The sequence below is a fragment of the Pseudomonas sp. LBUM1651 genome, assembly GCF_059716135.1.
The window spans coordinates 4,000,530-4,023,046 of the sequence record NZ_CP166805.1; the positions used below are offsets into that span (position 1 = coordinate 4,000,530).

The window sequence follows — 22,517 nt, forward strand, 5'->3', positions numbered from 1 at the left end:
CAGGTTGAAATGGAGAGTTACGCGCCTGGGTTTTTGTACGCGCCGCGGTAGTCGATCCAGCCAGCACCGAACACGAGGCGCGCCTTGATCTCCATGCCGTCGACTTCGAAGCCTTCGCGGGTTTCAGTGAATACACCCTGCTCACCTTCGAGGTAGGCGTATTCAAAGGTGTCGACCGCACCCGGAGCGGCGTACAGGAACCACTGGTTACCGGTGATGCGAGCATCGACGATTACGGTCAGCGAAGCGTTGCGAACGTCATTGATGTCTGCGTTCTTCGCCGGCACGTAGTTGGAACTGGTGAACTGAAAGGCTTCGAGCTCTTTATCAGGGCCGACAACGAGATACTCCGGCGACAGGTTCAGGAACTCGCCGGCTTTGGTTTTCTGCTTGCGCATGGCAGAACGAGCGGCGGCCAGCGTGGTGGTGTTGATGGCTCCACCGCTACCTGCAACGTTACCGTGAGAGGCATCGAAGATCGGGTTGCCGTCGATATAGTTTGGGTTGCCGAGCAACAGAGCCCAAACCACGTTCGATTCGGTCGACGCCGCCGCGACGCCGAACGCAGCAGGAATGCGCGTCAAAGCCCCGAGATCGTCATTCACAATGGTTTCCCAAGTGATTGCGATGATGTTGCCGTATTTGGCTACCTTGATTGGAGATCCATCCTCGGCCAGCGTGCGGTACTTATATTCGCCGTGCTCCTTGACTTGATCCAAGGCGGAGATATCACCGAGCGCTGCACGGGTCACTGCGCGGAAGTCAGGAACCGTGGTTTGACGACCAAGCGGGCGCCAAGTTTGCGGGGCAGTGGTGTACGCATCACGCAAGGTTCGATTGACGGTGCCACCCAACAGCAGCGGGAAATCACTGGTAGAGTGCATACCCGCAGCACGAACTGCTTGACGGTCGCAGCCCAAGGCTGCGCGAGCCAGCTCCTGCGGAGTCATGCCGCGCACATTGCCACCGGACATCTCGACGAACTCGCGAGCCATGTCCACCAAGCGCATTCCGCGGAACTCGCGGCCAGCGTCTTCGAGTTTTATCTTCGGATCGCAGCGGTGCAGCAAAGCATTCTGCATGGCTTCGCGTTTAGCCGTCAGAACGGTCAGATCTTGTCCGCCAGTCACAACAGTTTGCTGGCTGTTGCGGGTGTTCGGCTGCGTGCTCTCTTGCTGCTCAGCAAGTTTGTCGATCAGGGCGGCGCTTGCTTCCGACACAGGGACGCCGCGCGCGATCAAGTCTTCGATGAAGACCTCATCATTGAGTTTCACCTTACGCGCCATGGTGCGGATGGTGAGGCTGCGCAGGCGTTCGCCTTCAGCCGCTTCCCGGCGAAGTGTTTCCTCGGCCGCGCGCTTCTCTTCTTCGGTCATTGCATCTTCCTCTTGGATAGTAGGCACGGCGGCCGGTTCTACGATCGGCGCAACCGCCGACCGAACTTCAAAAATGGTGTTGAATCGCTGGCCTTCGTAATCGGCCGGGGTTTTGGCGCTGCGCACCTTCGCGCCATCGTCGAAGCCGATCGGAACGAGAGAGAGCTCCAATGGCTCCCAGTCGACGGCGCGGTAAGTGGGGAGCTTGTCGTCTTCCTCATCGACAACCTCGTAACGGTGCACGGCGTAGCCGACGCTGATGTTCCGAAGGATGCCGTCTACAACATCCTTGAAAACCACATCTGCATCGTCACGCTTGCTGAACCTGACCAGAGCGTGGCCTTCGCCACCCTCAAGCCAAGCCCGCTCAACCACAGCCAGTACGGCACTCAGCTGGTACTGGTTGTGCGTATCGAGCAGCGGCGCGCCGTTGTTGAGCCGGTCGAGGCGCACAGCGCCGTCGCTGACATCAAGCTCTTCCATGTAGCTGCCAATGTCCCAAGACCAGCGCCGGCCTTTGGCGCCGGTAGTCCATGTCAGCTCAACGGTTCGGGCATCGATGTCGACTGAGCCAGGCCTCACGGCAGCGCGCAGACTGAACGCCGGCGTCTCATGTGTCTTGCGTGTCATCACCTGGTTCGGAGTTGGCATCGTCTGTTTTCTCTTCGGTGATTGGCGGCTGACTTGGTGATCCGGCGGCCGCGACGCGACGCGGGTCGCAATCTAGGACCAGGCCGTACTTGTCGATCATTTCGTTGGCTTTTTTGATCTGCTCGGCATGCCGCTTTGGGTCTGTGATCCCAAGCTCGCGCAAAGCATCGGGCCAAGTGGTCAGGCCGTTGCGCACGCGGGTGATGACGTTTTCCGTTTCTGATTTGGGATCAACCATGTCTCGCCGTGGCGGCACCCAGTAGGCCTTGACGTCGTCCATCACCCCGCCTGGCAGCAGGACCTGCGCCTCCATAAACCAGCGCCAAACCTGATCACAAAGCTGGGGGATCAGCATTCGCCACTGCCACACATCGACGCGGCGGGCAAAATTGAGCCAGCCCATGCGACCGCTGGAAAAGTTGACACCCTTGAGGTCGCCCGTGAGAAGCTCATAAGGGACGCCAAGACCCACAGCAATTGCGTGAAGCGCCTGCAACGAATACGGCGCGTAGCCGTTGAATGTTGGCGGGGTACCGAAACTTACCTCCTCCCCCATCGACAGTTCCTGGAGCATTCCAGGTTCCATGCGGTCAATCAGCGGCGGGCGTTTCGTGGTACCCGTTGGGCTGTTGTCTGGATCCTTGGTTATGAACCCAGCGAAGCAGGCGGCTATCTTTGCCTGCTCCATCACCGCATCTTCCATTTCGTCGAAGTTGCGCATCCGCTGAATAACCGGTGCCAGCCAGGTGTAGCCTCGGGCCTGCCCCGGCCTCTTCCGGAAGAACACATGGATTACGTCTTCAGCAGGAACGCGGCGAGATTGGAGCGAACCCCATGCAGCGTTTGCCCCTGGGTGTTCATCAAACAACCAATAGGCGACCCGCTTGCCAAGGGCGTCGAATTCGATCCCTTGAATAATTCGGTTGAGCCCAACGATGACTGACTTTGACTCGTCGAGAAAATCGGCCTCGATTACCTGAAGCTGGACTGGGACAGGCAGTCCGTCGGAACTGAACCGGCGCCGGCGGCGAATCAGGCACTCACCACTTTCGGCGACTGCCTCCATGATCATGTGCTGGAGGCCGTAGAAATTCTCCAGACCATCAGCGTCGCAGTCGGTTGTCTCTGCCCACGCCTGCCAAAGGTCCATCAACTTCACGCCATCTCGATCGCGCTTGGCCAGGGGCAGTGGCACGATCCCCGCGCCGACCACGTTGTCTGCGATGCCGGTTATGGCGCGTTCGGCAAAAGGGTTGTTCCGGCGCTGATCCCTCGCGCGATTACGAAGCTTGGCCAACGCTGGCGCATTCTCGGCGTTGGCATCAGTGCCGCTGGTACGCCACCCGTCATTGCGCCGGCCGCCCGCCGCGCCCTCGAAGCGGCGCTTGATCACGTCCATGGTCATTTCATTGCGAAGCTTTTTAAGGCGTGCATCTGATCGCTTGGCGGCGTACCCAGGGAACAGGCTGTCGAGCATGCTCATGGGTAATGTCCTTTCGAGAATGATGTGTAGCGGCGACCGCCGTCGTTGTTTGCGTTGAGCCCGAGCTCACCGGCCATCAGTTTCAGAATCCGGATCATCTCGTCGAGTGACCGGTAGGCGACGCTTTTATCGGCATAGCGGACGGACAGCGCGCCTTCGGCGATGGCCGCCTGCAAGGCCTGGTACTGCTCGATTGTGAAAGCCATAAGTCTCGCTACCAGAAGGTTGATTTCTTGCGTGGCCGATCATCTTCTTCAGGTTGCCCACCACCCTGTGCGATCTCGAGCAGGTCAAGGTTCAAACTGAAGCGTTGCTGGCTGATCCGCAGAGCGGCAAGCGCGTACACGAAGCAATCAAGCGCCTCGTTACGACGCTTCGCTGCATCCCAGCGAGGAACACGGCGCCCGCCGACAATTTTCAGGATCTTGGTTTCTGCGGTGAGCTGCTTCAGCTCCGCTTCGTCGCACAGTTCGTCATTCGCCGGAAGGTGAATGACGCCAGGCTGAGGATCCCCAGACTGAGAGCGAGAGGTATCAACCTGCAGTTTCAGCCGGGAATAGATCAGCTCTTTGGCGTTGTCGGTACCGACCTCGGTGAGGTAGACCTTTTTGATTTTGTTGCGTGAGCGAGGCATGTTTGCGATCGGTTTGCCGTACACGCTGGCCCCTTTAATCGGGATCACCCAGTGCACGCCATGCTTGCGACTCTGCTCATAGACCTCGTCGGTGTAGTGACCACCAGAGTCCCAGCACCAACGCTCAACCTTCATGATCTGACCATCGGAACGAACGAACTGGCGATGCAGCTCAAGACCTACCTGCCGCTTCAGTTCGTCGCTCGCAGGGTTGCCTGGGAGAATGAAGCGATGAATCAGCCAGCATTCTTCGCCCGCACCAAACGCCCAGACTCGCCCTTCGTATCTGTCGCCCTGAGTATCGATGCCACCCATCAATGCGACGGCTCGAGCAGGAATACCCGTCCATGTCTCGCGACGGCCGAACAACATTTCCCACTCGACCTTCTCGCCTTGATCCTCTTCCCATGTCTCGCCCAGCGTCGTGTTGGTGAAAGTCTTGAGCGTGTTGCTCGCCCCTTTCGCCAGCAGAAACTCGGTGGCTATGCGGCCCCACGTAGTGAACGGGCTGTATGCCGTCCAGATGTGGAACGAAACCGACTCGGGTGTTGGAATGGCTTGATCATCAGAATCGAAAAAATCGAGACCATCACGGGTCCAGATATTTGTGCGCTCACAAACCCAACGGCCATTGCCCTGTTGGTCTTGCATCTCGAACTGCTGAATGACGCAGGCGTTTGTTTCGCATTGGTACCACGCCCCTAATGGCTTGCCCGGATCCCACTTGATTCCGAAACCGCAATCTTTGCCGCCCCACTTCAGGCTCTGCTCTGAACCACAGTGCGGGCATGGAACATGAAGCCGGAACAGGTGCGGCGATTCGTCTGCGGCCGCCTCGATCTGGCAGCCACCCTCATCAACCGGGCCCCTGATCTTCGGGGTACTCCCCCTGATGCATTTGGGAAAGCTTGAGCCTTCAACCCGCTTGTCACCCAGAAAGGTCGGCGAGCCTTCCTTCTCGATGTCATGATCGAATGCCGCAAGCTCGTCATAAATGACGGTGTCGACAGATAGCTCGCGATAGTTGGTCGCGGCATTCCCGCCCCGACAGAAAAGCTGCTTGCCGTGACTGAATCGCTTGGCATCGAGCGTACTATCGCGGTGATTTTTGATCCCATACCAGGGTGCCAAGTCGCGAACAGCCGGCACGTCCCGAATCATCGTCTCGATCTGAGTCTTCATGAATCGATCTGAGCTGGTGTCGTTTGGCACCAGGAACAGAATGTTGCGGCGCTTGTGTTCGACCATGTAGCCGGCGACAGCGATCAGCAGTTTCGAGTATCCCACCCGAGCAGACTTCAGCACATTGACCGTGCGGATCTCGTCATTGCCCATGGCGTTGAGCATTGCCACCTGAAACGGCAGCGTTTCCCAGCGACCTTCCTGATAGGAGGATTCACTGGAGAGGTAAAAATTATCATCCGCCCACTCGACCGGCGTTTGCGGTGGTTTTCTGGCAAGCCCCTGCAGACCGGCCGACATGGCGCTACGACACGCGTCAATCTGTGCTATCGATAAACTCGTCATGCCACTCTGGCAACCTGTCGGAGGATTGCGCGATCAGGTTCCGCGCCTTCGTGATCTCTCTATTGATCGAATCAAGCTGCCCCGGCGTCAGGTCGGGATGCCGACGCCTGAGCGTCATGACCAGCGTGTCGAATATGGATGCTGCTGCAGGTATGAACTTGCCGAATGCGAAGGTGAGAAACTCGACCGGGACCAGCTTGCGGTGAGCGACTTCGTTCTTCAGCTCCTGGCCTTCAGCTTGGGCCGAAGTCAGGCGTAGCCTCTCGGCGATGAGCTTGTGCTCCGCGTATGGGTCGAGACCTTCAGGCCCGTCAAACTCGCCACCCGTTTCCGGTTTCACCTGAGAGTTTCCAAGGCCCCGCAAATATCGAATGTAGGCCATCCGACAGGACTCAACATCGAAGCCGCCGCGCCCCTTTGAGCCAGGCAGCACACCATCTGTAAGCAGATTTCGTACTTGGCGATCAGTCAAATCGAGGTGCTTTGCGACTTCGACTTGAGTTGCCATAGATCACCAAACCGGAACCGGAACCGGCTCTCCTGAAAAAAGTTCGTAAGTAGTCCGAGGGCGGGGCCCGAATTACCCGCAAGGGGTCGGGGGCCCGGGAAGGACCCAAAGGGGGGGGTACCCCCTGCCCTGCCCGTCAGCCTCGAGCTGTCGACAGTGCCTGGTCCATCGCGCTGGCGAACTCACGCGCTCTGTTCGCCTTCACGATGTTGTCTGCGATCTTGTAGAACGGAACGATCACTCGATACCCAGGCTCGCTTTCACTGAAGATGAAGACAGGTCGAACGGCATCACCGAACGCAGTCTTCTTCCTCTCCCAGATACCTTGGGTGCCATCGACATCACCCGCGAAGTACTTCTGTGCATTGCCTTTGCGCTTACTGCGCTTGCTGCCCGTGGCGTTGGCCTGCACACCACTGACTGTCTCGGCCGCACCCAGGCCCGACAGGATCTTCATGATCGTGCCTCGCGGTACGTTGCCGAATTGATTGAGTGCTGATGCTGCTGGGATTGCGTACTGACCTGGCTTCATGATGCCTTTGCCGATCAGCGCTTTCTCGAAACGCTTGTGCGGCCGACGACCACCCTTCACTGCCTGTTGCAGGTAGGTGTCCGCTGGTACGCCCGAGGTCCATGCGTCCTTGAAGAAGGTGCGCGCCTCAGGGTTACCCTTCTTGGCGGCCTTCACATAAAGGCTATTCATCGTTGTTGCGGTTGGCCTATCGAGGCGAGCCCTCAACACTGAGAGCTCACCCTGCTTAACCAGCATCGCTAACCGTGTAGCCATCAGGGCGAAAGCAAATGGGAGCTGCTTGCTACCAACGGTGCGCAGAGCCTTGGAAAGCTCTTCTACATTGGTTTTGGCATCGATCTTTACCATGCCTCACCTCAAATCAGCCTTCTACTTTTCGAGCCGCTGCCCGTTCGTAGTACCCGCGAACCTTCTCTACGCCAAGGAAACCAACTGCTCCACCGACAAAGGTTGCCATGCTTTGCGGCAGCCCCATCCATTCAAGCAATGGCACCAGCGAGAGTGTGACCAAGCCGCAAAGCGCACCCTCAAGGTACATTTGGCGACGTGTACCGCCGCCGTACATCACTCGCAAAACAGCGATACCGACGGATAAGCCAGCAGCGAAGAGTTGCGGCTGGCGCATCACCAACCAGGCAAGCGCAGCGGCCCACAGACCAGGATCCTTCTCAGGCATGTTCGGCATCTCGATTCCTCCCTTTCGGGGAGCGCAAATAGATCCGGCTCCAGCAGCACTCCCAGCTCGGAGCAATGGGTGTGGTGGAGCCGAAAACGAAAAAGCCCCGGCAAATGCCGAGGCTCTGTGAACTGTAGAAAGCAAAAAGCCCAACTCAGGGTTGGGCTTTGCTCGCGGAAAAACCGCAAAGTAGCTGAAATCTATATATCGACCCCGGTCCTGTCAACAGCAATTTGCAAAACATTTTCCATAACCAAAACTCAGCTATCCGAGTGTAATATTATATTGCCAGCAGCCTTGGCTGATCCAGCGCTTCGGACAGCGATGGACCCCACACTGCTTTCAAGAATGGAGTTTTTAATGCGTAAGTTTTTCGCCGTTGCACTTGTATCTGCGCTATCTCTTTCCGCTCAAGCCACTGAGTGGAAACAATTCAATCCAAAAGCCTACACGCTCGCTCCAGCGGAGGACAAAAAGGTAATTGCGCTTGCAACGCTCAATGGAGATGCGATCGTCGTAAACCTGTTTGATGTCAGAGAGCCATGTGGAGAAACAAGTAGCGCACTTTCCTCTGTAGGTCCTTACAAGGTAAACGGCACCAACGTTAAATTCGTTCAGGCCTGCGTGAGTGGTGCCTTAATCATTTCTCCCGAGACTCCAAACGGTAAACGTTTTTTCGCCGACGCTATCACCAGCGGTCCTGCGACCGTAGAGCTTGATGGAGGTCACACCCTCCATTTCAATACTGAAAACTATCAGTCAGTTAAGAAGGCGATGCTCGATACCAGGTCTGCACTTTAATCAACAAAATTAAGCAGGGGGCGCTCAGTAAATCATACTGCAGCGCCCATTTTCTCACTGGAGAGTGGTCACGCAGCTTCTCGACGAACATCTAAAGCACCATCAATCCACGCAATACCGGCCTTCCAGAGTTGCCTGGTCTTCTCTTCACCAAAACCCAATTTCTTGCCCACATCTACCAGGGCCTGGTCCCGCGCGGTGTAGTACTTCATGAGGACGTTTCCGCACTCGGGGTGTCGTTTTAATAAACGCCCCATCAGGCCATCGATCATCAACGCATCGTCATCAGTGATCATCGGCGTGTGAAGGGTGTTTTCGCGTGAGGCACAGCAGGACACGCCCGAGCCCAATATCACCCAGCGGCCCCAATGCTCCAGCAGGTCTTCCGATGTGCGGTCGGTGAAGCTCTTCGTTCTGGCCATTGATTAATCCCCTGTGAAGTTCGAAGCGCCGGCGCCGCGGCGGTTGTTCTTTTCGTATTGTTCGTGAGCCCCGCCTTGTACCTGCTTTGCCCTGGCCAACTCGGCCGAGGCATTACGCAACTTCATGTTCAGTTGCGTGACCAGCTCTTCAAGCGGCAGTGCGTTACCGGTGTCCCGGCATACCCAGCCCGATGCGTTGCAGGCCGAGCAACCGATCTGATGGAAAACGCCCTCTGTAACGCCGGCACCCCGACAGGTACTGCACTCCATCAGCGGCTTCAGCTGCTTCAGCTGCTTGCGAAAGGCAGGGCCATGGGACTTGTTCATTCACCCTCCTTCATTACGGCGGCGATCCGTGCATCACACTCCCGCCATTTGGGCGAGAACGGACCGCAGGAGTAGCAAGAGGATCGAGGGTGCGGCAGGCCGGAAGCCGCCATTCGCTGACGGCACAGCAGCGGCGTATCGAAAACATCGGCGGCGGCCATCGCCTCATCTATCACCTTGTCCAGGTCATGAACCCACGGGCCGGTTGAGGCGTACACGATCTGGAAAGAGTGAGTCCGAAACCAACGATAACGCTCGGCATCTTTGCGCAACGCCTCAAGTGAAAGTACGTCATCACCAGCGAACTCCCAGCCCAACACTGGCAGTTCAATTCGATCAGTGGCCACGTCCAAGCCACTTACGATGAGGCCCTTTTCCTTTGCCAGCTCAACCATGGCGTCAATTCGGGCAGCTGTTTCGTTGGCCGCTTCGTAATCCTCAAGATTCTTTTCGGTCATTTTTAAACCTCGCCTATGGTTGATTCTTGAAGGGCCTCGCAGGCCTTATTTTCCGTGGCTTCCGGGGCATTACCAGAATCTCCCGATCTAAAGCCGGTCAACGCGTGAATGCGCTTGAAGCCCTTCGCGTCTAGATACGCACACCACCGATCCAAAGCCTCACGCTTGCGGCTCATCACGTCCGATTGGATGTACACCTTCACGTTGTGGCCCATGGCGTGGTTGATCAGCAGCTCACCGATCAGGTGGTCGACGCCGATGTCTGCCCAACCGGTACGGGCTACCTTGCGCAGGTCGTGACTGGTCCATTCGCCCTGCCCCAGTCGCGTGAACACGGCACTGGCCTGCCCTTCACTCAGGGCCTTACCGTTGCGGGCCGGAAACAGGAACTGGCCGTCGTAGCCGTTGGCCCACTGGGTTTCGCGATAAGTGATCAGCATCTGTCGCACCTGATCAGTCAGTGGCAGGTGATGCTCGACACCGGTCTTAGTATTCTCGGCAGGAATGAACCACTCCCGCTCGGCCAGGCTGATGTGCGACCACTGGGCCTGGCGGGTTTCGCCAATGCGGGTGCCGTGGCAAAGCATCATCAGGGCGAGCATGGCGTCTGCCGGTGCGCCGGCCATGGCATCACGCAGCAGAGCAATCAGGTCCTGCAGCTGGGTGACGCGCAACCGTGACGGCTTCACGCCCACCTTGGCCTTGGAAAAGTCGCTGAACTTGACGTCCTTCATCGGGTTGGTGGCGATCAACCGAAGCTTGAACGCCTGGCGGAAGGCCAGGGCCAGCAGCTGGAACGCAGAGCGCACGTAATCGATGCCGATGGCTTCCTGCGCCGGCCACATGAACTGATCGTCCAGGGTGGCCTTGTTGATGGAGGCCAATGCCACAGTGCCCAGCAGCGGCTTTAGGTGGCATTTGATCAGTGAAGCGCCAGTCTTCTTGCGCTTGCTCGATAGACTCCGGTCGCGGGCCATCCGGTCGGCGTACCAGTCCAGCAGCTCACCGGTCAGGACCCACTTCGACAGGTTGGCACCATCGCCGGCATCGAGGCGCAGGCGGATGCTCGGCAACGCCGCCACGACCTGCTTGGCATTGAGCTCGGGGTAACTACCAACGAGGTTCCATTTCCCCTTGAGCACCAGGTACCACGATGCCCGGGCACGATCCTTGGCGAAGCGCAGGTACAGTCCTCGGTTATCGGTATCGCGCAGATCGCGGGCGGCGCCGGCAGCCTGGCGCTTGATCTCGGCGTCGGACATCTTCACGGCGGCGCTGGTCATGCGGACACCTTTGTCGCAGCGAGGCGAAGGTACGCACGAATCTGCTCCATCGCGTCGAAGTGCCCACGGCACACCACCGCGAGATAACCCTGATCGTTCAGTTTTCGAATGCGCTCATGCTGGCTGGCAGAAATCGCAGCGTCATTCGGCGGTGTGGCCTTGAACTCGATATACAGGCCGAAGAACCCGCCGCGGGCCATGGTCAACACCAGGTCAGGAATCCCGGCCACCACGCCCTGCTGCTTGAGCTTCGCCGCCACTGCCTTGTGACGGTGCCCGCCATTCGGGACGTGATAGATCAGATCAGCGACTTCCGGCATACGGACACGCAGCTCGGCCATCAACGCAGCCTGCTCGAGGCCTTCGCGGTCGATTGACTTGGCGCGTACCGGCTTGGGGGAGAACGGCTTCATCGGCGGCCACCCCGTGCTTTGCGTTGCCGGTCATAGAGGCGACGGCAAACTTCGTAAAGTGCCCAGGTGGAGAGGATCATCAGGACAAGTAACGTTGTTGGGTTGATCATGCTGCCCCCTTCACGGTGAGAATGCCGGCCCGGATCAGGGCCTCGTGTGTTTCAGCGATCGCGCGCGGCATGTCCTTCCAATCAATGTCGCCGGCGGTGCGACCGTCGATGACGTCGTGGCAGGCGCTGCACGCGAAAACCGCGACAGTGTCGAAGCCCTTCATGCCCATGCCTTTTTGGCCGCAAGGCAGGTGAGCGAGCACAGTCGTGGCTGGGTCGAAGTTGCAAGCACCAGGTGCTCGGACGGTACAGTCCTGGCCGTTGGCCGAGGCGCGAAGCTTCTTCGAGGTCACGCGCATACCCGCTCCCCCGTCGTGCGATCGATAACTTCGTAGGTGGACGGCCACATCATTTGGCCGAATTTCAGCGCCGCCGATGAATGCTCGAACAGCGCGACGGCGCGGTCGGGCTTGTCGGTCAGCTCCCACTTGTAGCCGCAGCAATGCACGGCGTAGCGGTAGTCGACGGGATCAGTTGGGGCCAGATGAGCATTAGGCACGGGCACCTCCCAGCTTGGCGCGCATCTGGGCCAAGGCATCCTTCCCAACCTCAGGCGTCACCTTCGCTTCGGCGCGCGCGGTCAGAGCCTTGGGCATTGCCTGGAGTGGCAAGCCTGCCAGCAAACGGCGGATGGTGATCGTGTAGTTACGGTCGAACAACTTGAGGCTGAGTGTGGTGTCGAGTTTGTTCAGGCTCTCGAACCCGCATTCCTTCGCGGTGTGCCAAACCGCGTCATGCGACCACTTGCCCTGCCCGGCCATCCCCGGATGAGCGTTCCTGCATGCTTCCCGGTGCGCAGCCGCAAGCGGTGGCAAACCGAGCATTTCGGGCGTCGGCTTGCACCACTCGATGAATTGACCAGGGCTTGGGATGAAGTCACCGGGCTGCTTTCGAACTTGGGTCATGCCGAAATCGATCTGACCCTGAGTGCAGATACCTTCCTCGAGGAATGCTTGGAACCATTGGCGCTTCGACGCCTGGTAGGTTTCTTTGTCCGGCCATGCCTGGCGCCACGCCGAGCGGATGGAACGAAGTTCCTTGAACAGGTCGTTGATGGCAGTCACCAACGTGCTGTTGGTTTCATTCGCGACGGGGGCAGCATCCTCAGCGGCGATGAACTCACCGGATTGGGCTTGGGTCCACAGGCTTTGGGCAATCACGGAGACGGTCTTCATGGCCTAACCCCGTTCTGCCATTCGGTATCGTCATCGTCGTAGTCAGAGGCCGGCGTCTGTTTCTGTCTGAACTGAGTGACATTGGAGGCTGCGGCGCGAGCCTTGTCGTTTGCTACCCACTTGACCAACATGCCCACCCATTCAGCCTGGGTGTTGACCTGGTGCTGAGGCTCGTAGTGGCCGGTGAAAGCGACGCGAACTTGCTCAGTGAACAGTTCAAGCGACAACCCACGGTGCAAGGCGTAGGTTTTCAGCAGCGTTTCATCCGGCACCCAGTCGAGGGTCATTTCGCTGGGCATGCGTGGATCGACGGGCTCATGCGCAGAGAGAGGTTCTTTATTCTTCTCTACATCTTCTTTAGGTAACGCACCGCTAACGTTCGCAGCGTTACTTTTACCGTTACCCGACTTATGGTTTGCCACGCGCTTTGCCGTGAGAAGCCTGTTTTTAGCGGTCTTCCCGTTGTGACGTTCGAAGTGCGGAAGGCTGATCACGCCGTCAAGTTCGATCATCCAAGCGACCGACTTCATGTGTTCGCAGAAACCGATAACGCCGACGAGACGATCCAGTAACTTTTTGCTAACGCTCGGAGCGTTACCGTTTTCGGTTTGTTGGTCGAACCAGCCCCATACACGCATCAACTTTCCGACTACCGCGTCGGGGTCAATATCGGCCAGGTCCGCAATCTGGCAAACCTCGGGCTTGTCCAGGGTGGTTAGTTCGAATTTGATCCAGTCGCCGGCCATTACGCGGCCTCCTGCAGTAGTTCAGCGAGACGGGTAAGGCCTTTCGGGGTGACCAGTGCCTGAAATGCTGCGCGCTCGATGCCAGTCTCGGTGTCAGGCTTCAGCGCTGTGACCTTGTGCTTCATGTAGCCCGAGCGGATACGCGGTTCCGCTGCTACCCAGCGGGTTGAGCCGCCCCGTCGATAGATCCAGCGATTGGCCTGCATCCAGTCGAATAGCTTCGACGGCGGAATGCCAAGCTGCTTGGCGGCGTCGGTGATGCAGATCGAGCCCTCGGCGGCTGCCAAACGCTTGATGGCGGCAACCTTTGGCGCCTGAAGCTCGATCACACCGAGCAAACGGGTGTTCTCCCGCGCCTGGTCAGCAGCAAGCTGCAATGCTTCGGCGTAATTCGCGGGAATCCGCGGGGCCGCCTGCTCTTCCAATTCCTGCCAGCGGTCCACCAAACGTGCTGTAAATTCCGGGCTCAGTTGGGCGACAACGACAAAGCTGTCCCGCTTGCCAATCAGATAGTGTTTCCCAGGACGCCCAACGGTGGCGGGGTTTTCCTCAATTTGAGGAAAATTGATTACCCGGTCGCCGGCCAACGTATAGATGGTGCGCTTCACATTGTCGTGACGCTTTCCAGTCAGCGCCGCGATCTCGCGTGACGACATGGTGTGTCGCGACACGTTTTGCTCTTGGCGAAAATGTGTCGCGACATGGTGGGTATTGCCTGGAGCGGTGCTGGTGTTCATAATGGCCCCACATTGTTTTACAAGTTGTTGAAGGAGCCGGGTTGCAGCCCGGCTTTTTTGTGCCTGCAATTCAGGCGTTGTAGGTGTCCGGCGCATCCGTGGTAGCTTTTTGCTTCCCAACGAAAAGGCCTAGGAGGCCGGACATATGAAAATCAGGAACAATCAAGAAGCGGATTTGCCCGAGAACAGCGGATGGCCTGCGCCGTTGGCAGGAGTGCTGAACCCAATTGATGACCCTTACGCCGCAGCTCAGCAGATGGCCGTAGCGATGATCAGCAGTGGTCAGCTCACGCTCCCGAGTGACCCTGTTGAAGCAGCTGAAAAGACATATGAATTTGTCCAAGCGATCACCAAGCAATACCTGAAACTTCGGGACTTCTACGACCGTAGCCAGTAGGGCTAACGCTCGACTTCAACTGCTGGAAACAGTGCGACGTATTGGTCGATGGCATCCATAACCGGGGCCATCGCCTCAATGCGGACTACCCCCCCTTCGCCGCCCCGGGAAAGCGCCTCTTGAGCGCTAATCAAACTTTTGAACCCATTAATCTTGCGAACCGCTTCTCGTACCGATGGCGCATTCGCGTTGCTTTGTTGGTCCATCGTTCACCTCTGAAGTACTGGTTAAATTCACAGCTAATCCGGTGCACTTCCTCGGACACCCGCTAAATCCGATACTTGTTCCACCAGCTCGATCAGGGACGAACCCATGACCTTCTTTTCTTCTTGGCCCCTAATTAGGTGCCAGCCACGCCGGGTCCAATCCTTGCTGTCTCGGCAACTAATTAGGTGCCGGACCGTTACCTCGATGGGAAAATTGAAACCACGTTTTCTGCCTGGGCCTCTTGCGCACAATGAGCAGAGAGGTGGCTTCGCAAGGCTGCTTTATCTGCAGCGAGGCGAGCAGCACTGCGGCGCTCGACCGCACGCTCTGTCATCTGCAAGATTCGGTCGGCCAACTGATCCATGCCGATACCGACCTCGTCAGCCCACCGCTCAAGCTCGTCTTTCTCGTCCTGCGTGTACTGCCCCACTTCCGGTATTGCAGGCATTGGTGCCTCCTCCATGGCCTAATCAGGCGCTTAGTTTCTTGTCGTTGACCGGGGGAATAGCGTCCTGCTCCCGCTTGGCTTTCAACGCCGCACGAATGAGGTCGCGAACTAGTGCGTTTGGCTGAATTTTCATTTCGCGGGCCAGCTCGCCAAGCGCCGGAAAGCCGTCCAGCTCGTTGTCATCGACCAATGGGAAGTAGCCGTAATCCTCTTTAAATCGCAGAGCCGCCAGAGTGAGGTCGCGAACCAAGGCGCCGGGCTGAAGCTCACGCGACAACGCTTCCGCCTCGATAGCGGCGTAAGCGTGGTCATTCAGGCGCGACTTCAGCTGGTGTGTGTTGCGATGCGTTTTGTTCTTGTAGGCCATGGGTTCACTTCCGGGGTCGGTGTGACGGGCTGAGTTAGGCGGCTGATTTCTTTGTGGTCGTCTGCGCCGGGAAGGACTTGAGCTCGTGCGCTTCATAAGTCCCGTCCTGATTGCAGGTGACGGAAATATTTCGCTCGGCCGCGATGGCCTTGCTGATTGCAGCAGGGCTGCACCGAAGAGCCGTGGCCGCAAAGGCCTGCCCTTTCGTAGCAACCAGCTCTGTAAGTGGGATCTGCTTCATTCTGGAAATCTCGAATGGTGTTCTCGAGGTCAATATTAACCGCCGGTTAGGTTTCTAGCAACACCGCCGGTTGCCGCAAATAAATTAACCAACGGTTAAATTTCACGGATGAGTAAAAAGAAAGAACTTTCCCCAGAGCTGAAAGCCGAGTGCGACGCCGCGAAGGCGCTTTTCGTATCGAAAAAGAACGCCCTCGGCCTCACCCAAGCGAGTCTTGCAGAAGCTGCTGATATCTCCGCTGCAGCTGTCGCGATGTACCTGAACGGCACCAATCCGCTGAATGTAAAGTTTGCGGCGGTGCTGTCGCGTTTACTTGATGTGCCAATTGAGAAATTCAGCAAGAGGCTGGCGGCTGAAATCAGCGGGCTTACAAGCGCTGCCGATCAAATCAACGCCTCATCAGAGAGCACGTCTGCCGCAGACATGGTTCGCCAAATGCTTTCCAAGCAAGGGAAAGGATTGACTGAAGATGCTCGCAGGCGGTTGCTAGCAGCTGCTGAAGCCGATGACGGCGGCGGTGTCATTGAGTTGGATTACTACCGCCCCGGCGCGATGGGTGACGAAGTCTGGATCGCGCATTACGACGTCCGTGCAGCAATGGGCGGCGGGCAGGCCCCGCACGACTATCCAGAGATGCTCCAGGATGTGAGGGTAAGCCCGCAGCATCTTCGCGAGATGGGAGTGGAGTTCAAGGAGCACTTTCATCTCAAGATGGTCACTGGATGGGGTCAATCCATGGCGCCCACGATCAAGCACCGCGACCCGCTCCTCGTTGACATCAGCATCCGTGAATTCACTGGCGATGGGATCTACATGTTCTCCTGGGAAGGTCACCTGTACATTAAGCGCCTCCAGTGGATTGGTGACGATCAGATCAACATGATTTCCGATAATTCAAGGCACCCGCCGCAAACGATCAGGGCGGATGAGACCTACATTCAGGCTCGCGTACTCCTCGTCTGGAATGCTCACTTGGTATAACGCCATGACCCTAACCAAACCGAATCAAGAACTGCGCGCATGGAGCGCATAGAAAAAATGCAGCAATCTGGCGATTTATCCACTATACCCAAGTTAACCTATAGGTTAATGTTCGGTCCGGTCCTGTAGAGCAGTGAATCTTAAAATTCATTTCTCGCACCGTTGGCAGATTACGTCACCAATGGAACAGGACGGCCGGTCGCAGGTCGAAATTTTCATGGACGAGATTGGCCCCGGTTTTGAGGCCAATCTAAGCGGCTTGATTGTCATGATGGAACGTCACAGCAAGCTAGGGCCGGAAGCGTTCAACACGGCTCAGTGTCACTACGTTGACCAAGGTGAAAAGATCTACGAGTACATAAAGGGTCGGCTACGTTTTTTTTGGTTTGAAGACGAAGAGAAAATTATCGTCTGCACCCATGGAATTGTTAAGAAAAGCCAGAAGACCCCGAGGCGTGAAATTCAGAGAGCTATTCGCGTGAAAGAAAGTTATGCGAGAAGCAAAGCCCTGAATAGCCTTACGTTTATTGAGGAGGAATAGAGATGCTCAAATCGTTCAAGGAAAGAATCGCTGAGCTCAGGAAGACCCGACTTTTCTGCCAGGAGCAGGCCAAGCTCGAGTTCGTCGGCGGCATCACCCGACTGATGAATGTGAAAGGTGTGAATAACACCATGCTGGCTGAGCGCATGGAGACTAGTCCTGCGTATGTAACCAAAGCACTTAGAGGCGATGCGAATTTCACCATCGAGTCAATGGTAAAAATTACTCATGCTCTGGGCGGCAGAATACACATCCACGTTGCTGATTCTGAGGCGAGCGTTCGATGGCTCGAGCACTTCAATTGCATACCTCAAGGACAGCCAGCGCACCAGGCTGCAATCAGGCCGCAAGAGAGAATTGATATTTCAAATTTTCTGGATGAGATGAGAAATGAAGCGCGCGAAATTTACGCTTAACCACCTGTTTTACCCAGAAATATCAGTAACCGCTAACCCTGAATTCGATCCAAATGCTCAAGAGTCGCCCACCGAGCCCACTATTAAATTGCTGCTACACAAGACGGACGACAATCAGTATCAGTTAGGTATGAGGCTCAATCTTGAGGGAGAGATTGCAGCCGACAGATACACAATCTCAGCATTTGGCGTTGCGAATTTCAACGTAGACAGTGACCTTGATGAAGATGAACAGGCTAGATTGATCACTCAAAGCGGCCCTAACATCGTATACGGGGCTATGAGAGATCACTTGGCTACTGTCACCGGGAGATCTCCTTGGGGTGAGTACTATCTACAGCCGAAAATTATCGAACCTGATGATTTTGTGCCATATGGCGAACCCGACGCTTTAGAGATGGAATAGGTAGCAAGAAGCCCGGCCCAGCGCCGGGCTTTTTCGTTCTCGCCCTTCCCTTCCTGACAATGGTGGCTGTACGCCACGAATGGTAAAGTGCAGGCTTTATCACAGGGAAGGTATCGTATGAGATCAAGCATGGCGGGCGTTCTTGCCCTTACAATCGCTGTAGGTGGCTGGTTCGGGTGGAGCGCATACGAGAGCGGACAGGAAGCCAAATTTGCGGCACAGGTCGTCCAATCTTCAGCCGTACAGACTGAGCGGCAGCTAAAGGCACGGCAAGAAGACGGTATAACCTTCGCGGAATACTTCAAGCGCGGCGCAACAACAGTGGAGGCGCTAGATGAGTCGATTTCCGGACTAGATGCCCGAAAATGGGATTACAAATCAGCTGACAAAGATGTTGTGGTCGCGTTTATAGAGCAGTGCAAAGCCAACATCCGATCAGACCTAGCTGAGACACGCTTGGTTATGGAGGGGAACAGTGCTAGGGAATCAACCGACGCGGCAAAGAAGGAGCTTGACGGTGCTGATTCATCCGTGGCGCTGGACTGGGCCAACAAGAGATATCAACGAGCTAGCAGTGAGCTACTTGAAATTCTCGGAAAGCAGATCGATGTCGTGAAGGAAAGCACGAACAAGATAAAAAAACTATTGGCTGCCGATGAGTCAGTGAAATCCAGACTTGGCGAGGGCCACGGGTTGTCCAAAGACTTGCTCGACACCTTAAAGAAACGCATCGAAACCGAAGGGTAGCTCTGCTACGCAATGTATAGCCCGCCACCAAGCGGGCTTTTTCACGCCCATCAGAAAGGTGCGGCCTCCTCCACCTCCAGCGCATCCTCTACTACGACCACGCGATCTTCTTCGGCCTGAGCCTCCCACCTCAGCGTCACCGACTCATCGTCGTTGAACGTCATGTCTATGCCGTCCGTCTCGGATAGCAGGCCCATCACCTCCTCCCATTCTCGATCCCCGTCCGTGTCCAGGCGATGAATCGTTACCCAGCGCTGAGTCTGCGCTACCGGGTGATTGATCATCGATGAAACGCGCAGACCAAGCCTCTCTATCCCGCTGATTTCCTGACGTCCTACTGGTTTTGCTTGCTTCTTCGCCTTCGCCATTTTCCCTCCTCTAGTACTGTATATGCATCCAGCTTGAGCGAAAGCATACGACATCGTAATGAAAAATAAATTAACCGCCGGTGTTGACTATATATAAACCGCCGGTTAATTTAAGGCCATCGCAACGCGGCACCCAATCAGGGGCCAGCTGCGAAGGGTTGAAAGACCTGCCGCTCTTTAACAGTCAGCGCAACAAACAACAGACCGCATTGCCTCTACCGGCGACCGGCGAGCAGACAGGCCCGAAAGCCTGCCCACGACAGGAACAACCTGGACGGCTGCTCGATGGTGAAACGCCAGAACCGTGTATGCCCAGTAGGCACGAATGACCCGGCAAGCAATGCGCCCCGCCCCTCCCGGCGGCAATAGGACGGAAAGTTTCACTGATGCACCTGGTTGACCGGGTGCATTGGGAAAACAACCGGGAGTCACAACGATGGAATCAGAAATCGTAAACGGCACATGGAAGGGTCACCTCGGTCGTGGCCTGGCACCGCGAGAACTTCAGTTCCTTTTGTGGGTGGCCCTGGGGCTTACCGCGAAGGAAATCGCACGAGAAGCCGGCATATCACCGGCCACCGTCGCGAAACGCCTCACCAACGCAATGTTCAAGCTCGGCGTCACCCGCCGCGCCGCTCTGGTCGCCGAGGCAATGCGCCGCCAGATCATCTCCCCGATGTGCTTCGTCCTGGCCACGTTGATGGCCATGAACGCGGTAACCAACATCCAGTCAGTCGAGCCTGCTCGCCGCGACCGCCGACCACCTTCGGTTCGGATTGCCCAGGTACGAATCACCCGCCGCTCCGAAACGCTCGAAGCCGCATAACTCAACCTCTAGGGAAAAAACATGATCGAGCTTGGACTGAAAGCAGAAGACAAGGTCACCGAGTTCTACGGAACGATTGTTGCCCGGGCAACCTTCCTTACAGGTTGCGACAGGTACCTCCTGCAGCCGCCAAGCCCTAAAGGGAAAAACGAAGTGATCGAGCCAGAGTGGTTCGACGAAGGCCGAATTCGGATTCTGCTCGATCGCACTCGCTGACGGACAGCATCACTTCTGCACCTTGGTGACAGGGTGCAGCGGGATGACAACCGAGAGGTAATTGATATGCCTAAGCGGGCCTATGAATGCGGATTTTGCAACGAGGTGCATGAGTTTCACCACGAAGCAGAGCGCTGCTGTCAGCCAGAGATCAACGATGTTTGGCTTTGCGACGTATGCGAAGAAGCTCACGACGACACGGAAGATGCTGAGCAATGCTGCGTCGGGAAGGTCAAGGCGCGCGGCATTGAAACAGTTCGCTGTCCAGCCTGCTTCCGTGATCAGGAGTTGGTACAGCATGCCATTGAGATTGAAGTGGCTGGTCACTGCTCCGAATGCAATCCGCACTACTCGATAGACGACACATTCAAGATCGGCGACCTGGTGGAACAGCAAATTGCTGAAAACCTTGATCGCTCACTTTGACAACCAGCCTGCCCATTCACTGAGTGGGCGGCGGGATGCAGCACGGAAACAAATTGCACCTAAACGGAAAAGTTTTTCCAGCCCAACCGAGGAAAGGACATGAATCAGACTATCCACCAACGCCGCGCCGTCCTCGATGGGCTGCGTAAACGCGCCACCATGGCCACCGCAGAGTTCTACCAAAAGGCAGGGATCACAGCTGCTGCGATGTCACCGCGCTTCACAGTCGTGCCGCACGGAAACAATCTGTTTGGCGTAGTTGATCGACAGACAGGGACTGAGCGCGCGGAGGTAGCCGGTCACATGAACGCCTGCCGGTCAGCGCAGGATCTTGAAAGTGCTGCGCGCTTTAACCGAGCCGCACACCTCACCGCCGCCAACGTGGCGCGCTGGATGACTCGTTGGGTGCTTGTGTCCGCTGTGGTGCTTTCCGTTTTCGCCTTCATGGGAGTGCCACGATGAATATCGGCCCTATGCCCAGCCCGAAAGACGCGATCATCGCGAACCTGAACCGGCAGCTGGATCAGTTCTTCGGCGCCGGTGGAAAAGCAGAGCCAGCCGCCGCTTTCAAGCCTGAGCACCGCCCGCCACGCTCCGACAAGATCGACCCCGACACCATCCTCAAGCGGCGCCGGCCTTCCCCTACCCGGGCAGAACGCATCGCGCTGCGGCGGATCACGGAGGCGTTATGAGCAAGCGCAAGGCAAACAACGGCTTTGCCCGTGCCGAACGTAGCTGCCGGGCACTGCTCCGAACCAATCATGTCGCGGTCGTGAACATCGACCCCAGCGGCGCGCAGATCATGGCGAACTGGAAGAACTGTCGGCAGATCCGGAGTTTGGCGATTGCCAACGCTCTGTTCGATTTCTCCTACCACTGGACGATCTACATCAGCGCCATGTGTCGAGACGAGCGCGGCGTTGAGTACGTCAAGTCGGTGGAGATATCGCCGGAGGGCATCTACAAGGTCGAGCGCCTGACGGATGCCATCGAGCATTACTACCTGGAGCTGCGAAACAGCTGCAACCCGAACCACCTGGTTGCGTCTGGCTGGATCGCCGTTCCTGCGGAGGTGTCGCTTGAAGAGGCGCAGGCCGCGAAGCTGTTCTACGCCGCCGGCGCCTGGCATCAGGTAAAGGTCGCAGCATGAAGCGCATCAGCAATCAGGTGCGCCAGCGCCGACGACAGACATGGCTGGATATACCGGCCCACGGAATTGAAGAGGCAGGCCATGGCCGAGGAACAGCAGGAGCCGACGGCGGAAGCCATCAAGCAGCGCAGGAAGCGCGAGAAGGCAGCAGCCCGGGACGCTGCATTGGGCGTCGAGAAATTTACGGTTGAGGTGGCCGGGGTGTTCAAGCCGGATATGAAGAAGGTGATGAAGGATCACGGCTTCAACAATCAGCAGGAGATCCACCAGAACCTGATTCGGAACTTGATCAGCGCCGACTTCGAAACACAGGCCCGGATGCTTCGGAGTGTCACGACACCTTATGAAGTTACAGAAAAGGTGTCGCGAGCATTTTACGAGAAGAGTATGGCTGAAATTACGGCCGACCCGGGTGACGAAATCATCAGCCCTTCGCCGTGAAGCCAAGAACTCTGCGAAGAATAGCGACCAATAGGCTGTATTCGATCATGTGCTCGTTGCGATCGATTAAAAGTTCTCCATCTTCAGAATGGACAGAACCATTCGGCGACACTAAGAAACTTCCAATTTCGCTCTCATTGTCGATCAAGACATCCCGCACGGTTATTGCGGCACGAAGATAGACACTTTGGTTACTGATGAGAAGGTTTGATCTGATGTTGAATTTCTGTCCAATCACTCTTCCCGACACTCGAGATTCTTCACGCTCTAATTCGAACGAAACCTCCCCGCCGAATTCTTTTGGCGAAAAGTTTATCCACGTATCCACGAGTTCAAGGTAGCTGTCAGTTGCTCGCTTATAGCTGTGCGCAGTCCTTGAAATCAGGGTTTTGAACTCATCCGTGTCATATTCAAAATCCGATTTTTTCATATTCAAACTCCCTCTCCAATTCCGGCCCCATGCCGGTCACCCGTAATACC

Annotated in this window: 37 protein-coding genes; 14 read left to right on the forward strand and 23 right to left on the reverse strand. The window is 56.7% G+C overall.

Annotation, left to right across the window (positions count from 1 at the left end; all coding sequences use genetic code 11):
* Window positions 1-17: 17 nt before the first annotated feature.
* From ACA066_RS18650 to ACA066_RS18680, 7 genes are all read right to left on the reverse strand, one after another.
* Window positions 18-2,027, reverse strand: a complete 2,010-nt coding sequence (locus tag ACA066_RS18650) for a prohead protease/major capsid protein fusion protein (RefSeq protein WP_497696118.1) — start codon at window positions 2,025-2,027, stop codon at window positions 18-20.
* Window positions 1,987-3,510 (reverse strand): phage portal protein, encoded by a 1,524-nt coding sequence (locus ACA066_RS18655; protein WP_497696119.1) that lies wholly within the window; start codon window positions 3,508-3,510, stop codon window positions 1,987-1,989. Before ACA066_RS18655 ends, ACA066_RS18650 begins: the two co-directional genes overlap by 41 nt.
* Entirely contained in the window at window positions 3,507-3,716 is a 210-nt protein-coding gene (locus ACA066_RS18660) for a phage head-tail joining protein (RefSeq protein WP_497696120.1), read from the reverse strand. Before ACA066_RS18660 ends, ACA066_RS18655 begins: the two co-directional genes overlap by 4 nt.
* An 8-nt stretch (window positions 3,717-3,724) precedes the next feature.
* Window positions 3,725-5,626 carry a phage terminase large subunit family protein gene (locus tag ACA066_RS18665; protein ID WP_497696121.1) on the reverse strand — a complete coding sequence of 634 codons (1,902 nt, stop codon included), beginning with the start codon at window positions 5,624-5,626 and terminating at the stop codon, window positions 3,725-3,727.
* A gap of 16 nt (window positions 5,627-5,642) precedes the next feature.
* Entirely contained in the window at window positions 5,643-6,179 is a 537-nt protein-coding gene (locus ACA066_RS18670) for a terminase small subunit (RefSeq protein ID WP_497696122.1), read from the reverse strand.
* Window positions 6,180-6,315: 136 nt separating this feature from the next.
* Window positions 6,316-7,059 carry a hypothetical protein gene (locus ACA066_RS18675; RefSeq protein ID WP_497696123.1) on the reverse strand — a complete coding sequence of 248 codons (744 nt, stop codon included), beginning with the start codon at window positions 7,057-7,059 and terminating at the stop codon, window positions 6,316-6,318.
* A 13-nt stretch (window positions 7,060-7,072) separates the two neighbouring features.
* Window positions 7,073-7,396: a phage holin, lambda family gene (locus ACA066_RS18680; protein ID WP_497696124.1), complete on the reverse strand. Its 324-nt coding sequence runs from the start codon at window positions 7,394-7,396 to the stop codon at window positions 7,073-7,075.
* A 351-nt stretch (window positions 7,397-7,747) separates the two neighbouring features.
* Here ACA066_RS18680 and ACA066_RS18685 point away from each other — a divergent pair, with 351 nt between their 5' ends.
* Entirely contained in the window at window positions 7,748-8,188 is a 441-nt protein-coding gene (locus ACA066_RS18685) for a hypothetical protein (RefSeq protein WP_497696125.1), read from the forward strand.
* A gap of 68 nt (window positions 8,189-8,256) precedes the next feature.
* Here ACA066_RS18685 and ACA066_RS18690 read toward each other — a convergent pair whose 3' ends face one another.
* The 10 genes from ACA066_RS18690 to ACA066_RS18735 form a co-directional block, all read right to left on the reverse strand.
* Window positions 8,257-8,610, reverse strand: coding sequence for an antiterminator Q family protein (locus ACA066_RS18690; RefSeq protein ID WP_497696126.1), 354 nt, complete (start codon window positions 8,608-8,610; stop codon window positions 8,257-8,259).
* A 3-nt stretch (window positions 8,611-8,613) separates the two neighbouring features.
* Entirely contained in the window at window positions 8,614-8,937 is a 324-nt protein-coding gene (locus ACA066_RS18695; RefSeq protein WP_497696127.1) for a hypothetical protein, read from the reverse strand.
* A complete protein-coding gene (locus ACA066_RS18700) occupies window positions 8,934-9,395 on the reverse strand; it encodes a hypothetical protein (RefSeq protein WP_497696128.1) in 462 nt (153 codons plus the stop codon). Before ACA066_RS18700 ends, ACA066_RS18695 begins: the two co-directional genes overlap by 4 nt.
* Before the next feature lie 2 nt (window positions 9,396-9,397).
* Window positions 9,398-10,678: a tyrosine-type recombinase/integrase gene (locus tag ACA066_RS18705; RefSeq protein WP_497696129.1), complete on the reverse strand. Its 1,281-nt coding sequence runs from the start codon at window positions 10,676-10,678 to the stop codon at window positions 9,398-9,400.
* Window positions 10,675-11,091 carry a VRR-NUC domain-containing protein gene (locus tag ACA066_RS18710; RefSeq protein WP_497696130.1) on the reverse strand — a complete coding sequence of 139 codons (417 nt, stop codon included), beginning with the start codon at window positions 11,089-11,091 and terminating at the stop codon, window positions 10,675-10,677. Before ACA066_RS18710 ends, ACA066_RS18705 begins: the two co-directional genes overlap by 4 nt.
* Before the next feature lie 106 nt (window positions 11,092-11,197).
* Window positions 11,198-11,500 (reverse strand): nuclease domain-containing protein, encoded by a 303-nt coding sequence (locus ACA066_RS18715; RefSeq protein ID WP_497696131.1) that lies wholly within the window; start codon window positions 11,498-11,500, stop codon window positions 11,198-11,200.
* A complete protein-coding gene (locus ACA066_RS18720) occupies window positions 11,491-11,700 on the reverse strand; it encodes a hypothetical protein (RefSeq protein WP_497696132.1) in 210 nt (69 codons plus the stop codon). The genes ACA066_RS18715 and ACA066_RS18720 overlap by 10 nt, the downstream gene beginning before the upstream one ends.
* Window positions 11,693-12,376: a replication protein P gene (locus tag ACA066_RS18725; protein WP_497696133.1), complete on the reverse strand. Its 684-nt coding sequence runs from the start codon at window positions 12,374-12,376 to the stop codon at window positions 11,693-11,695. The genes ACA066_RS18720 and ACA066_RS18725 overlap by 8 nt, the downstream gene beginning before the upstream one ends.
* The gene (locus ACA066_RS18730; protein WP_497696134.1) at window positions 12,373-13,122 is read right to left on the reverse strand and encodes a DnaT-like ssDNA-binding domain-containing protein; all 750 of its coding nucleotides are present in this window, start codon (window positions 13,120-13,122) and stop codon (window positions 12,373-12,375) included. The genes ACA066_RS18725 and ACA066_RS18730 overlap by 4 nt, the downstream gene beginning before the upstream one ends.
* Complete coding sequence (locus ACA066_RS18735; protein WP_497696135.1) at window positions 13,122-13,859, reverse strand: phage antirepressor KilAC domain-containing protein; 738 nt, start codon at window positions 13,857-13,859, stop codon at window positions 13,122-13,124. The genes ACA066_RS18730 and ACA066_RS18735 overlap by 1 nt, the downstream gene beginning before the upstream one ends.
* A gap of 145 nt (window positions 13,860-14,004) precedes the next feature.
* On the opposite strand from ACA066_RS18735, the gene ACA066_RS18740 reads away from it, so the two are divergent.
* Window positions 14,005-14,256, forward strand: coding sequence for a hypothetical protein (locus ACA066_RS18740; RefSeq protein WP_497696136.1), 252 nt, complete (start codon window positions 14,005-14,007; stop codon window positions 14,254-14,256).
* 2 nt (window positions 14,257-14,258) lie between these two features.
* Here ACA066_RS18740 and ACA066_RS18745 read toward each other — a convergent pair whose 3' ends face one another.
* The 4 genes from ACA066_RS18745 to ACA066_RS18760 all read right to left on the reverse strand — a co-directional run bounded on the left by ACA066_RS18745 (window position 14,259) and on the right by ACA066_RS18760 (window position 15,519).
* Window positions 14,259-14,462 carry a hypothetical protein gene (locus ACA066_RS18745; RefSeq protein WP_497696137.1) on the reverse strand — a complete coding sequence of 68 codons (204 nt, stop codon included), beginning with the start codon at window positions 14,460-14,462 and terminating at the stop codon, window positions 14,259-14,261.
* Between the two features lie 197 nt (window positions 14,463-14,659).
* Entirely contained in the window at window positions 14,660-14,911 is a 252-nt protein-coding gene (locus ACA066_RS18750; RefSeq protein ID WP_497696138.1) for a hypothetical protein, read from the reverse strand.
* A gap of 22 nt (window positions 14,912-14,933) precedes the next feature.
* Complete coding sequence (locus ACA066_RS18755; RefSeq protein WP_497696139.1) at window positions 14,934-15,278, reverse strand: hypothetical protein; 345 nt, start codon at window positions 15,276-15,278, stop codon at window positions 14,934-14,936.
* Window positions 15,279-15,312: 34 nt separating this feature from the next.
* A complete protein-coding gene (locus ACA066_RS18760; RefSeq protein WP_497696140.1) occupies window positions 15,313-15,519 on the reverse strand; it encodes a Cro/CI family transcriptional regulator in 207 nt (68 codons plus the stop codon).
* A 108-nt stretch (window positions 15,520-15,627) separates the two neighbouring features.
* On the opposite strand from ACA066_RS18760, the gene ACA066_RS18765 reads away from it, so the two are divergent.
* The 5 genes from ACA066_RS18765 to ACA066_RS18785 all read left to right on the forward strand — a co-directional run bounded on the left by ACA066_RS18765 (window position 15,628) and on the right by ACA066_RS18785 (window position 18,610).
* Complete coding sequence (locus ACA066_RS18765) at window positions 15,628-16,500, forward strand: S24 family peptidase (RefSeq protein WP_497696141.1); 873 nt, start codon at window positions 15,628-15,630, stop codon at window positions 16,498-16,500.
* A gap of 217 nt (window positions 16,501-16,717) precedes the next feature.
* A complete protein-coding gene (locus tag ACA066_RS18770; RefSeq protein ID WP_497696142.1) occupies window positions 16,718-17,041 on the forward strand; it encodes a type II toxin-antitoxin system RelE/ParE family toxin in 324 nt (107 codons plus the stop codon).
* A gap of 2 nt (window positions 17,042-17,043) precedes the next feature.
* The gene (locus ACA066_RS18775; protein WP_497696143.1) at window positions 17,044-17,457 is read left to right on the forward strand and encodes a helix-turn-helix domain-containing protein; all 414 of its coding nucleotides are present in this window, start codon (window positions 17,044-17,046) and stop codon (window positions 17,455-17,457) included.
* Window positions 17,432-17,863: a hypothetical protein gene (locus ACA066_RS18780; RefSeq protein ID WP_497696144.1), complete on the forward strand. Its 432-nt coding sequence runs from the start codon at window positions 17,432-17,434 to the stop codon at window positions 17,861-17,863. Before ACA066_RS18775 ends, ACA066_RS18780 begins: the two co-directional genes overlap by 26 nt.
* A gap of 129 nt (window positions 17,864-17,992) precedes the next feature.
* A complete protein-coding gene (locus ACA066_RS18785; RefSeq protein ID WP_497696145.1) occupies window positions 17,993-18,610 on the forward strand; it encodes a hypothetical protein in 618 nt (205 codons plus the stop codon).
* Window positions 18,611-18,660: 50 nt separating this feature from the next.
* Here the strand turns inward: ACA066_RS18785 and ACA066_RS18790 are convergent, their stop codons facing one another.
* On the reverse strand, window positions 18,661-18,978 hold the full coding sequence (locus ACA066_RS18790) for a DUF1654 domain-containing protein (protein ID WP_497696146.1): 318 nt from the start codon (window positions 18,976-18,978) through the stop codon (window positions 18,661-18,663).
* 436 nt (window positions 18,979-19,414) lie between these two features.
* Here ACA066_RS18790 and ACA066_RS18795 point away from each other — a divergent pair, with 436 nt between their 5' ends.
* From ACA066_RS18795 to ACA066_RS18825, 7 genes are all read left to right on the forward strand, one after another.
* Window positions 19,415-19,804, forward strand: coding sequence for a response regulator transcription factor (locus ACA066_RS18795; RefSeq protein WP_497696147.1), 390 nt, complete (start codon window positions 19,415-19,417; stop codon window positions 19,802-19,804).
* A gap of 21 nt (window positions 19,805-19,825) precedes the next feature.
* Window positions 19,826-20,020, forward strand: coding sequence for a hypothetical protein (locus ACA066_RS18800; protein ID WP_497696148.1), 195 nt, complete (start codon window positions 19,826-19,828; stop codon window positions 20,018-20,020).
* Window positions 20,021-20,086: 66 nt separating this feature from the next.
* Complete coding sequence (locus ACA066_RS18805) at window positions 20,087-20,446, forward strand: hypothetical protein (RefSeq protein ID WP_497696149.1); 360 nt, start codon at window positions 20,087-20,089, stop codon at window positions 20,444-20,446.
* Between the two features lie 99 nt (window positions 20,447-20,545).
* Entirely contained in the window at window positions 20,546-20,908 is a 363-nt protein-coding gene (locus ACA066_RS18810; protein WP_497696150.1) for a hypothetical protein, read from the forward strand.
* Window positions 20,905-21,138 carry a hypothetical protein gene (locus ACA066_RS18815; protein WP_497696151.1) on the forward strand — a complete coding sequence of 78 codons (234 nt, stop codon included), beginning with the start codon at window positions 20,905-20,907 and terminating at the stop codon, window positions 21,136-21,138. The genes ACA066_RS18810 and ACA066_RS18815 overlap by 4 nt, the downstream gene beginning before the upstream one ends.
* A complete protein-coding gene (locus ACA066_RS18820) occupies window positions 21,135-21,596 on the forward strand; it encodes a hypothetical protein (protein ID WP_497696152.1) in 462 nt (153 codons plus the stop codon). Before ACA066_RS18815 ends, ACA066_RS18820 begins: the two co-directional genes overlap by 4 nt.
* Window positions 21,597-21,677: 81 nt before the next feature.
* Window positions 21,678-22,037 (forward strand): hypothetical protein, encoded by a 360-nt coding sequence (locus tag ACA066_RS18825; protein ID WP_497696153.1) that lies wholly within the window; start codon window positions 21,678-21,680, stop codon window positions 22,035-22,037.
* On the opposite strand, the gene ACA066_RS18830 is transcribed toward ACA066_RS18825, so the two are convergent.
* Window positions 22,021-22,467, reverse strand: coding sequence for a hypothetical protein (locus tag ACA066_RS18830; RefSeq protein WP_497696154.1), 447 nt, complete (start codon window positions 22,465-22,467; stop codon window positions 22,021-22,023). The genes ACA066_RS18825 and ACA066_RS18830 overlap by 17 nt on opposite strands.
* Window positions 22,468-22,517 lie beyond the last annotated feature (50 nt).

Coding starts and splice junctions, on each gene's coding strand:
- ACA066_RS18650 (WP_497696118.1), bottom strand. CDS start 2,027: ATGCCAACTCCGAACCAGGTGATGACACGCAAGACACATGAGACGCCG.
- ACA066_RS18655 (WP_497696119.1), bottom strand. CDS start 3,510: ATGAGCATGCTCGACAGCCTGTTCCCTGGGTACGCCGCCAAGCGATCA.
- ACA066_RS18660 (WP_497696120.1), bottom strand. CDS start 3,716: ATGGCTTTCACAATCGAGCAGTACCAGGCCTTGCAGGCGGCCATCGCC.
- ACA066_RS18665 (WP_497696121.1), bottom strand. CDS start 5,626: ATGTCGGCCGGTCTGCAGGGGCTTGCCAGAAAACCACCGCAAACGCCG.
- ACA066_RS18670 (WP_497696122.1), bottom strand. CDS start 6,179: ATGGCAACTCAAGTCGAAGTCGCAAAGCACCTCGATTTGACTGATCGC.
- ACA066_RS18675 (WP_497696123.1), bottom strand. CDS start 7,059: ATGGTAAAGATCGATGCCAAAACCAATGTAGAAGAGCTTTCCAAGGCT.
- ACA066_RS18680 (WP_497696124.1), bottom strand. CDS start 7,396: ATGCCGAACATGCCTGAGAAGGATCCTGGTCTGTGGGCCGCTGCGCTT.
- ACA066_RS18685 (WP_497696125.1), top strand. CDS start 7,748: ATGCGTAAGTTTTTCGCCGTTGCACTTGTATCTGCGCTATCTCTTTCC.
- ACA066_RS18690 (WP_497696126.1), bottom strand. CDS start 8,610: ATGGCCAGAACGAAGAGCTTCACCGACCGCACATCGGAAGACCTGCTG.
- ACA066_RS18695 (WP_497696127.1), bottom strand. CDS start 8,937: ATGAACAAGTCCCATGGCCCTGCCTTTCGCAAGCAGCTGAAGCAGCTG.
- ACA066_RS18700 (WP_497696128.1), bottom strand. CDS start 9,395: ATGACCGAAAAGAATCTTGAGGATTACGAAGCGGCCAACGAAACAGCT.
- ACA066_RS18705 (WP_497696129.1), bottom strand. CDS start 10,678: ATGACCAGCGCCGCCGTGAAGATGTCCGACGCCGAGATCAAGCGCCAG.
- ACA066_RS18710 (WP_497696130.1), bottom strand. CDS start 11,091: ATGAAGCCGTTCTCCCCCAAGCCGGTACGCGCCAAGTCAATCGACCGC.
- ACA066_RS18715 (WP_497696131.1), bottom strand. CDS start 11,500: ATGCGCGTGACCTCGAAGAAGCTTCGCGCCTCGGCCAACGGCCAGGAC.
- ACA066_RS18725 (WP_497696133.1), bottom strand. CDS start 12,376: ATGAAGACCGTCTCCGTGATTGCCCAAAGCCTGTGGACCCAAGCCCAA.
- ACA066_RS18730 (WP_497696134.1), bottom strand. CDS start 13,122: ATGGCCGGCGACTGGATCAAATTCGAACTAACCACCCTGGACAAGCCC.
- ACA066_RS18735 (WP_497696135.1), bottom strand. CDS start 13,859: ATGAACACCAGCACCGCTCCAGGCAATACCCACCATGTCGCGACACAT.
- ACA066_RS18740 (WP_497696136.1), top strand. CDS start 14,005: ATGAAAATCAGGAACAATCAAGAAGCGGATTTGCCCGAGAACAGCGGA.
- ACA066_RS18745 (WP_497696137.1), bottom strand. CDS start 14,462: ATGGACCAACAAAGCAACGCGAATGCGCCATCGGTACGAGAAGCGGTT.
- ACA066_RS18750 (WP_497696138.1), bottom strand. CDS start 14,911: ATGCCTGCAATACCGGAAGTGGGGCAGTACACGCAGGACGAGAAAGAC.
- ACA066_RS18755 (WP_497696139.1), bottom strand. CDS start 15,278: ATGGCCTACAAGAACAAAACGCATCGCAACACACACCAGCTGAAGTCG.
- ACA066_RS18760 (WP_497696140.1), bottom strand. CDS start 15,519: ATGAAGCAGATCCCACTTACAGAGCTGGTTGCTACGAAAGGGCAGGCC.
- ACA066_RS18765 (WP_497696141.1), top strand. CDS start 15,628: ATGAGTAAAAAGAAAGAACTTTCCCCAGAGCTGAAAGCCGAGTGCGAC.
- ACA066_RS18770 (WP_497696142.1), top strand. CDS start 16,718: ATGGACGAGATTGGCCCCGGTTTTGAGGCCAATCTAAGCGGCTTGATT.
- ACA066_RS18775 (WP_497696143.1), top strand. CDS start 17,044: ATGCTCAAATCGTTCAAGGAAAGAATCGCTGAGCTCAGGAAGACCCGA.
- ACA066_RS18780 (WP_497696144.1), top strand. CDS start 17,432: ATGAAGCGCGCGAAATTTACGCTTAACCACCTGTTTTACCCAGAAATA.
- ACA066_RS18785 (WP_497696145.1), top strand. CDS start 17,993: ATGGCGGGCGTTCTTGCCCTTACAATCGCTGTAGGTGGCTGGTTCGGG.
- ACA066_RS18790 (WP_497696146.1), bottom strand. CDS start 18,978: ATGGCGAAGGCGAAGAAGCAAGCAAAACCAGTAGGACGTCAGGAAATC.
- ACA066_RS18795 (WP_497696147.1), top strand. CDS start 19,415: ATGGAATCAGAAATCGTAAACGGCACATGGAAGGGTCACCTCGGTCGT.
- ACA066_RS18800 (WP_497696148.1), top strand. CDS start 19,826: ATGATCGAGCTTGGACTGAAAGCAGAAGACAAGGTCACCGAGTTCTAC.
- ACA066_RS18805 (WP_497696149.1), top strand. CDS start 20,087: ATGCCTAAGCGGGCCTATGAATGCGGATTTTGCAACGAGGTGCATGAG.
- ACA066_RS18810 (WP_497696150.1), top strand. CDS start 20,546: ATGAATCAGACTATCCACCAACGCCGCGCCGTCCTCGATGGGCTGCGT.
- ACA066_RS18815 (WP_497696151.1), top strand. CDS start 20,905: ATGAATATCGGCCCTATGCCCAGCCCGAAAGACGCGATCATCGCGAAC.
- ACA066_RS18820 (WP_497696152.1), top strand. CDS start 21,135: ATGAGCAAGCGCAAGGCAAACAACGGCTTTGCCCGTGCCGAACGTAGC.
- ACA066_RS18825 (WP_497696153.1), top strand. CDS start 21,678: ATGGCCGAGGAACAGCAGGAGCCGACGGCGGAAGCCATCAAGCAGCGC.
- ACA066_RS18830 (WP_497696154.1), bottom strand. CDS start 22,467: ATGAAAAAATCGGATTTTGAATATGACACGGATGAGTTCAAAACCCTG.